Raw genomic sequence first — 8,581 nt, forward strand, 5'->3', positions numbered from 1 at the left:
GGTCTGCCGGATCCGTGGGGTGTGCGGGTGGCGGGTCGGCCGATAGGGCTACGGTAGGGCGGTGCCGACGGCCCGGACGCGGGCCGGGTCCGGCGCGGTGACAGGAATCAGGGGCGGGGAGCCCGCGGCGGGAAGGTTATGAGTGTGCTGGTCGGGGCGAGGCTGTGAGATTTCTGCACACATCCGACTGGCACCTGGGGCGGTCCTTCCACCGGGTGAACCTGCTCTCGGCACAGCGTGAGTTCATCGACCACCTGGTCGCGACCGTACGAGAGCGGCAGGTCGACGCCGTGCTCGTCGCGGGTGACGTCTACGACCGGGCCGTGCCGCCGCTCGCCGCCGTCGAGCTCTTCGACGACGCCCTGCACCACCTCGCCGACCTCGGCGTGCCGACCGTCATGATCTCCGGCAACCACGACTCGGCCCGGCGGCTCGGCGTCGGCGCCGGACTGATCGAACGGGCCGGCATCCATCTGCGCACCGACCCCGCGGGGTGCGCGACCCCGGTCGTCCTCGCCGACGACCACGGCGACATCGCGCTCTACGGACTGCCGTACCTCGAGCCCGCGCTCGTACGGGAGACGCTGGGCGCGCAGGCGGCGGGGCACCCCGCGGTGCTGCGCGCCGCCATGGACCGGGTCCGCGCCGACCTCGCCACCCGGCCGCCCGGCACCCGCTCCGTCGTCCTCGCGCACGCCTTCGTCACCGGCGGCGCGCCCAGCGACAGCGAACGCGACATCACCGTCGGGGGCGTCGACTCCGTCCCCGCCGAGATCTTCGACGGCGTCGACTACGCGGCGCTCGGGCACCTCCACGGCAGCCAGGCCATCACCGAACGGATCCGCTACTCCGGTTCGCCGCTCGCGTACTCCTTCTCCGAGGCCCGGCACCGCAAGTCCATGTGGCTCGTCGACCTCGGCCCCGGCGGCGCCCTGGCCGCCGAGCGCGTCGACTGCCCGGTGCCCCGCCCGCTGGCCCGGATCCGCGGCCGGATCGATGCATTGCTCTCCGACCCGGACCTGGACCGGTACGAGGACGCCTGGGTCGAGGCGACCCTCACCGACCCCGCGCGCCCGCACGAGCCGATGCCCCGCCTGGCGCGGCGCTTCCCGCACCTGCTGAGCCTGGTGTTCGACCCCGAGCGGGCCCCCGAGGACCCGCTCGCCTCGTACGCACAGCGGCTGCGCGGCCGCACCGACCGGCAGATCGCGGAGGACTTCGTGGCCCATGTACGCGGCGGGCGCGGCCCGGACGAGGCCGAGCGCGCGGTGCTCGGCGCCGCCCTGGACGCCGTACGGGCGAGTCAATCCGAGCCTGCCGAGAACGCCGCGCCCGCCGAGACCGCGGGGGAGGCACGCGGATGAGGCTGCACCGCCTCACCATGACCGCCTTCGGGCCCTTCGGCACCACCCAAGAGGTCGACTTCGACGAGCTCTCGTCCGCCGGGCTCTTCCTGCTGCACGGGCCCACCGGCGCGGGCAAGACATCCGTCCTGGACGCGGTCTGCTACGGCCTGTACGGCCAGGTCCCCGGCGCCCGGCAGGGCAGCGGGCTGTCCCTGCGCAGCGACCACGCCGATCCGCACACCCCCACCGAGGTCGTCCTCGAACTCACCGTCGGCGGACGGCGCCTGGAGATCACCCGCCGCCCCGAACAGCCACGCCCCAAGAAGCGCGGCACCGGCACCACGCGCGAAAAGGCGCAGAGCCGACTGCGCGAATACCTCCCCGGAGCCGGGGAATGGAAGGCGCTCAGCCGCTCCCACCAGGAGATCGGCGAGGAGATCTCACAGCTGCTCGGCATGAGCAAGGAGCAGTTCTGCCAGGTGGTGCTGTTGCCCCAGGGCGACTTCGCCCGCTTTCTGCGCGCCGATGAAATGGCCCGCGGCAAGCTGCTCGGCAAGCTCTTCGACACGGGCCGCTTCGCCGCCGTCGAGGAACGCCTCGCCGAGCTGCGGCGCGCGGCGGAGAAGCAGGTCGTCGGCGGCGACGAACGGCTGCTCGCCCTCGCCCACCGCATGTCCCAGGCCGCCGGACCCGGCGACCACACACTGCCGGACCTCGCCCCCGGCGAACCGGGGCTGGCCGACGCCGTACTGGAGTGGGCCGCCATCGCCCGTACGACCGCCCGCGAGCGGCAGGACATCGCACTCGCGGCCCTCCAGGCCACCGAAACCGCCCACCAGGCCGCGCGCCGAACCGCCGACGCCGCCCGCGAGCGCGCCCGCCTCCAACGCCGCCACGCCGAGGCCCGCCACCGCGCCGACGAGCTCGAGCGCCGACGCGCCGAGTACGACCGGACCCGAGCCCGCCTGGAGCAGGCCCGCGCGGCCGACGCAGTCGTCCCCGCCCTGGAATTCCACGCCACCGCCGAACGCGAACACACCACCGCCACCACCGCCGAGCGCGCCGCCCGCGGCCGCTTGGCGGCCGAGCCCGGCCTGGAACTCGACGGGCCGGACTCGGCGGACGCCCTGGCACCGGGCGAGATCGGCCTCCCGGGCCCGCGCACGGCGGCCAAGCGCCCGACGGTGGGCGCTGCAGCCGGGCAGGCGGCCACTGAACCGTCGGCCGCGGGATGGGGACGCGCGAGCGGCGCGGCCGAGCCGACAGGTTCCGCCCCCGGACCCGGCTCGGGCTCGGGCGCCGACCGGCCGGGCCTGGCGGGCGACAGCTTCGGGCGGCGCTTCGGGGAGCCGCCGCGGGCGGACGCCGCCGTGAGCGGGGCGCGCGGGCTGCCGCAGCCTGAGGCCCCGCGGCGCGGCGGTGCGCCGGGCTCGGTGGGCGACGGCGCGAGCCAGTCCGTCGACGGGTCGCCGGACGCGGGCTCCGCGCAGGAGCCCCGGGCGCGCGTGGGCAGGCCGGGGCTCGCGGGGGCGGACGCCGCGCGGCTGGCCGCTGAGGAGCGGCGGCTGCGGGAGGAGTTGGGGTCGCTGGGCGCGGCGCGGCGGGCCGAGCTGCGGGCCGGGGAGGTGGCCGCCGAGGTCGCGGGGCTGGACCGGCAGGCGCGGGCCGACGAGGAGGCGATCGAGGAGGCCGGGCAGTGGCTCGCCGGGTGGGAGACGGCCCGCCAGGCGCATACGCGGCGCGTCGAGGCGGCGCAGGAGGCCGTAACCCGGGCCGAACAGCTCGCCGGGCAGCTCGCCCCCGCCCGGCAGCGCCTGGAAGCCGCGCGGCGCCGGGACGCCCTGGCCGGGCAGGCGACCGAGGCGGAACAGCGCCTGCTGCGCTCCCGCGAAGCAGCCGCCGTCGCGCACGAGACCTGGCTCGACCTCAAGGACCGGCGGCTGCGCGGCATCGCCGCCGAGCTGGCGGCGGGGCTGAGCGGGGGCGAGCCGTGCGCGGTGTGCGGGGCGACCGAACACCCCCGCCCCGCGCGCCCGGGCGCCGGCCATGTGGACCGTACGGCGGAGGAGGCCGCGCTGGCGGCCCACCGGCGGGCCGAGGCCGGGCGGGAGGAGGCCGAGCGGGGGCTGCAGTCGCTGCGGGAGGCGCTGGCAGGCGCGGAGGCCGCCGCCGGCGGCGGCACCGCGGATGAACTGGACCGCGCCGTCGCCGACTTGGAGACCGCGCTCGCCGAGGCCCGCGGCGCCGGGGCCGACGGCCACGCCGCGCGCGAGGCGCTTGCCCACGCCCAGGAAGAGCACGACCGGCGCCTGGCCCAGCGCCAGGAAGCCGAGCGGCGCGCCGCCGCGCGCACCTCGCGGCGCGAGGCCCTGCTGCGGGAGCGGGCCGGGCTGCTGGCGGAGTTGGAGCGGGCCCGCGGCGGAGCCGCCACTGTGGCCGAGCGCGCCGCCCGGCTGGAGCGCCACGCGGGGCTGCTGTCCCGGGCCGCCGAGACGGCCCGCGAGGCCGAGGCCGCCGCGCGGCGGCTTGAGGAGGCCGGGGCGCGGCTCGTCGACGCCGCGCGCCGCGCGGGCTTCGAGGAGCCGAACGCCGCGGCCCGCGCCGTACTGCCCGCGGCGGACCAGCGCGGGCTGCGGCACCGCCTGGAGCAGTGGCAGACGGAGTCCGCGGCCGTCGCGGCCGAGCTCGCCGATCCGCAGGTGGTCGCCGCCGCGCAGGAGCCCCTGGCCGATCCCACCGCCGCCGAGGCCGCGGCCGACGCGGCCACCCGCGCGCTGCGCGAGGGCTCGGCGCGGGACGCGGCGGCCCGTACCCGCTGCCAGGAACTGGACCGCCTCTCCGCCCAGGCCGTCACCGACGCGCGCCGACTCGCCCCGCTCCGCGAGGAGCACGACCGCCTCGCCCGTCTCGCCACTCTCGCCGCGGGCACCTCCGGCGAGAACGAGCGGAAGATGCGCCTGGAGGCGTACGTCCTGGCCGCCCGGCTCGAACAGGTCGCGGCCGCGGCCAGCGCCCGGCTGCGGCTCATGTCCGCCGGGCGCTACACCCTCGTCCACTCCGACGCCCGGACGGGCGGCCGCGGCAGGTCGGGTCTCGGCCTGCATGTCATCGACGCCTGGACCGGCAGCGAACGCGACACCGCCACCCTCTCCGGCGGCGAGACCTTCTTCGTCTCGCTCTCGCTGGCCCTCGGCCTCGCCGACGTGGTGACGGACGAGGCGGGCGGCACCCGGCTGGACACCCTCTTCATCGACGAGGGTTTCGGCAGCCTGGACGAGCAGACCCTCGACGAGGTCCTGGACGTGCTCGACTCGCTGCGCGAGCGGGACCGTACGGTCGGCATCGTCAGCCATGTCGCGGACCTCCGCCAGCGCATCCCGGTGCGGCTGGAGGTGGTGAAGGGCCGCGACGGATCGGCGGTCCGCCACCGTACGGCCGGGGGCACGGCCGGAGCGGGAGGGCGGACCTGACGCGGGCGTGAGCCCCGTCGGTTGACCGGCCCGACCCCCGCACCCCGTCAGATCGCCGAGAGCTCGGCCACCAGGTCGTCCAGGCCGAGCGAGCCCTGTGAGAGGGCCGCCATGTGCCAGGACTTGGCGTCGAAGGCGTCACCGTGGGCCTTGCGGGCCGCCTCGCGCCCGGCCAGCCAGGCGCGTTCGCCCAGCTTGTAGCCGATGGCCTGGCCCGGCATGCCCAGGTAGCGCACCAGCTCGCTCTCGATGAATTCCGCGGGCCGGCCGCTGTGCCGGCCGAAGAACTCCTGCGCCAGCTCCGGCGTCCAGCGCTCCCCGGGGTGGAACGGGGAGTCGGCGGGGATCTCCAGCTCCAGGTGCATACCGATGTCGATGATCACGCGCACCGCGCGCATCATCTGCGCGTCGAGGTAGCCCAGACGCCGCTCGGCATCGGTGAGGAAACCCAACTCGTCCATCAGCCGCTCCGCGTACAGCGCCCAGCCCTCCGCGTTGGCGCTGACCATGCCGACCGTGGCCTGGTAGCGGGAGAGCCGGTCGGCCACATGCGCCCACTGCGCGAGCTGAAGATGGTGGCCGGGCACACCCTCGTGGTACCAGGTGGAGACCAGGTCGTACACCGGGAAGCGGGTCTCGCCCATGGTGGGCAGCCAGGTCCGGCCGGGACGGGAGAAGTCCACCGACGGCTGGGTGTAGTACGGCGCCGCCGCGCTGCCCGGCGGCGCGATCATCGACTCGACCCGCTTGACCCGCTCGGCCAGGTCGAAGTGGGTGCCGTCCAGGGCCTCGATGGCCTGGTCCATGAGCCCCTGCAGCCAGGCGCGGGTCTCCTCGACGCCCTCGATGGCCTGGCCGTGTTCGTCGAGGTGGCGCAGCGCCTCCCAGGGGGTGACGCCGGGGAGGATCTGCTCCGCCTCGGTGCGCATCTCGGCGTGCAGCCGGTGGTACTCGGACCAGCCGTAGGCGTACGCCTCGTCCAGGTCGAGGTCCGTGCCGTTCCACATGCGCGACCAGGTGCGGTAGCGCTCGCGCCCGACGACGTCGGGGGCGCCCTGGACCGCCGGGTCGTACACATCGCGCAGCCAGTCGCGGAGCGTGGCGAAGGCGCCGGTGCCCTCGGCCGCCGCCTCGTCCAGCTCGGCGCGCAGCGCATCGGGGCCGCCGGCCGCGAAGTCGGCGAACCAGCCGCCGTCGGTGCCGATCCACTCATCGAGCTGGCCGATGACCGTGGATACCTGGCGGGGGCCGGCGGGCAGTTCCTGCCGCAGCCCCTCGGCGAGCGAGGCGCGGTACCCCTCCAGGGCGGCCGGTACGGCGCGCAGCCGCGCGGCGACCGCCGCCCAGTCGTCCTCGGTCTCGGTCGGCATCACGGTGAAGACGCCGCGCACGGCGTGCAGCGGGGAGTGGAGGTTGCTGACCGCCCGCAGATGTTCCCGCGCCTCGTGCACGGCGAGCTCGGCGGTCAGCCGCTCCCGCAGCAGCCGGGCGCAGCGCCGCTCGATGTCGCTGTCCGCACCGGGCCGCGCCTCGGCCCCGCCGAGCCGGTCCAGGGTGGTGCGGGCGAGGTCCGCCAGCGCCTGCTGCCCGGCGGGCGAGAAGTCCGGCAGGCGCCGGGCGCTTTCGGGCACACCCAGGTAGGTGCCGGTGATCGGGTCGAGTTCGATGAGGGCGTCGACGTAGGCGTCGGCCACCTGGCGGGGCAGGGATGCGTCAATGGTGTCGGACATGCGGTCATCCTCGTACGGCGGGCGGGGTCGCGTCACGGGCATTTGGATGTTACGTACCTGACCGAGATCATGTCGTGCCCGGAACATGTCGTGCCCGGATCGTGTCGTGCCCGGACCGTGTCTGCTTGGATTCTGCCGTACCCCCGCCCTGCGCGGCGGTCGGCTACGCGCCCGATGAGATCACCGCGGGCGAGAGCCGGGCGGTGATGACGAGCGTGCCCTCCTCGATCTGGTAGTCGAGCGGCAGCTCCAGCGCGCGCATCGTCGCGACCATGCCGGTGTTGGCCGACTGGGTGACGGCGTAGACGCTTTCGCACCCCGTCTTGGCGGCCATCGCGACCAGCCTCCGCAGCAGCTCCCCGCCGATACCCCGCCGCTGCCACTCGTCCTCGACGAGCAGCGCGATCTCCGTCTCGTCCCCGTCCCAGAGCAGATGGCCGAGGGCCACCAGCCGTCCGGAGGCGGTGTGTGCGGCGAGGGTGCGGCCGAAGCGCGGGCTGAGCAGGTGGCCGAGGTAGCGGTCGGCGTCGCCGACCGGGCCGTGGTAGCGCAGGGACAGCGTCTTGGCCGAGCACCGCTGGTGCATCGCGCGGGCCGCTTCCAGGTCGCGGGTGTCGGCGCGGCGCACGGTGATCTCGTTGCCCTCGGGCAGCGTCAGCACATCGTGGCGGCGTGGAACGCGCGGGCCCAGCCGGGCGTCCAGTTCGACGAGCGCGCGGGCGCGTGCGAACTCGGTCGGGGTGAAGGGGAGATACGGGCGCTCGATGGTGATGGCGCCGCCGGACGGGTCCCGCAGCCGCATCATGGTCTCCTCCAACACGCCCTCCACCGGCGGCATCCCCTCCAGCGGGCGGCCGGTCAGGGACTTGGCGGGCAGTGACCGGATGGTGCAGCGGCCGAGCAACTGGCGCAGCGCGAGCGGCAGTTCCGCGGCGTCCAGGGCGGTGCGGGTGGCCAGGGACAGTATTCGGGTCGGCGCGTCCACTAGGTCGTGGGCGTCGGCCCGTTCCAGCCAGATGTCCCGGCCGCCGCCGGCCGTGACGGCGTGGGTCAGTTCGGAGGGCGGCAGATCGGCGGGGGCGCGCAGCAGGAACTCGTCCACGGTGCCGTCCGCCAGCGGGTGGGTCTGCAGCGCCAGGATGTCGACGGCGTGGCGGGCGAGCGCCGCGCACAGCGCCGCGAGGGTGCCTGGCTCGTCCCGTACGGTCGTCCGTATCCGCCACAGGGTGGTGCCGGCGCTCCGGGCGCCGTTCGTGGGGTTCGTGTGGGGTGCGCCGTCCGTGCTGTTCGTGCCGTTCGGGCCGTCCGTGGCGGGGCCGTCGCCGTGGCGCCGTGACCACCGGGCGGCCAGCTCCACCAGATCGAGCCGCCAGCCGTGGGGGCGTCGCCGGGTGTGGTCGTGAGGGGTCGCGTGGGTCATGCACCCACCCTGGCCGAGGGGTGTTGCGCGATCACAAACGCATTGTGACCGATGGGTTAAGAGGGCAATTGCGACGCAAACCCGTTTTGTCTGGAATGGCATGGTTGACCGGCGGAGTCTGCCGGGCCGCGAGTTCCTCAGGTTCTCATGCCGCGGCCAGCCGCCGCAGCACCGCCCCGCAGCGCCGTGCGTACGCCCGCTGGAAGAGCGGCACCAGCGGCCCGGCCGCCCGCGCGTACCAGACCGCCGGGCGGCTGAAGGCCGTCACCGTCAGCACCACGGCCCCGTCCGGCTCCAGGCTGACGACGAACGACTCCTCGCCGCGCTCCGGATGGCCGGGCAGCGTCCCGTACGCGAAGCCGGTCCGCGTCTCCTCCGCCACCGTCCACACCACCTGGCACGGCGCGCGCAGCCGCAGCCGCCCCACGCCAAGACCCATCACCACGGGCAGGCCCGCCACGGCGGTCGGCTCCCAGCAGCGCACCGAGACTCCCACCGCCCGGTGCATCCGCCAGTCCATCACGGCCCGGCCCGCGGCCCCGAACGTGTCGGGACCGCGGCCCACCGGGACGGACACCCGGAGATGGCTGTAGCCGTCGGGCAGTGGCCACTGCC

The 8,581-nt window shown here is 75.5% G+C and carries 5 protein-coding genes; 2 read left to right on the plus strand and 3 right to left on the minus strand.

The window, feature by feature from the left end; all coding sequences use genetic code 11:
• The first annotated feature begins 164 nt into the window (after positions 1-164).
• Entirely contained in the window at positions 165-1,364 is a 1,200-nt protein-coding gene (locus CCN51_RS34200) for an exonuclease SbcCD subunit D (RefSeq protein WP_014181391.1), read from the plus strand.
• Positions 1,361-4,816, plus strand: a complete 3,456-nt coding sequence (locus CCN51_RS34205; RefSeq protein ID WP_014181392.1) for an AAA family ATPase — start codon at positions 1,361-1,363, stop codon at positions 4,814-4,816. The genes CCN51_RS34200 and CCN51_RS34205 overlap by 4 nt, the downstream gene beginning before the upstream one ends.
• 47 nt (positions 4,817-4,863) lie before the next feature.
• Here CCN51_RS34205 and CCN51_RS34210 read toward each other — a convergent pair whose 3' ends face one another.
• The 3 genes from CCN51_RS34210 to CCN51_RS34220 form a co-directional block, all read right to left on the minus strand.
• Positions 4,864-6,546, minus strand: coding sequence for a DUF885 domain-containing protein (locus CCN51_RS34210; protein ID WP_014181393.1), 1,683 nt, complete (start codon positions 6,544-6,546; stop codon positions 4,864-4,866).
• Between the two features lie 163 nt (positions 6,547-6,709).
• Positions 6,710-7,966 (minus strand): GNAT family N-acetyltransferase, encoded by a 1,257-nt coding sequence (locus CCN51_RS34215; RefSeq protein WP_014181394.1) that lies wholly within the window; start codon positions 7,964-7,966, stop codon positions 6,710-6,712.
• Positions 7,967-8,111: 145 nt separating this feature from the next.
• Positions 8,112-8,570 (minus strand): DUF1990 domain-containing protein, encoded by a 459-nt coding sequence (locus CCN51_RS34220; protein WP_245881726.1) that lies wholly within the window; start codon positions 8,568-8,570, stop codon positions 8,112-8,114.
• Positions 8,571-8,581: the final 11 nt, after the last annotated feature.

Source organism: Streptomyces milbemycinicus (genome assembly GCF_002154605.1).
In the GTDB taxonomy this organism is placed as follows: Bacteria; Actinomycetota; Actinomycetes; order Streptomycetales; family Streptomycetaceae; genus Streptomyces; species Streptomyces milbemycinicus.

What these genes read in the sequence shown, in the direction of transcription:
- CCN51_RS34215 (WP_014181394.1), bottom strand. Translation starts at nt 7,966, where the DNA reads ATGACCCACGCGACCCCTCACGACCACACCCGGCGACGCCCCCACGGC.
- CCN51_RS34210 (WP_014181393.1), bottom strand. Translation starts at nt 6,546, where the DNA reads ATGTCCGACACCATTGACGCATCCCTGCCCCGCCAGGTGGCCGACGCC.
- CCN51_RS34205 (WP_014181392.1), top strand. Translation starts at nt 1,361, where the DNA reads ATGAGGCTGCACCGCCTCACCATGACCGCCTTCGGGCCCTTCGGCACC.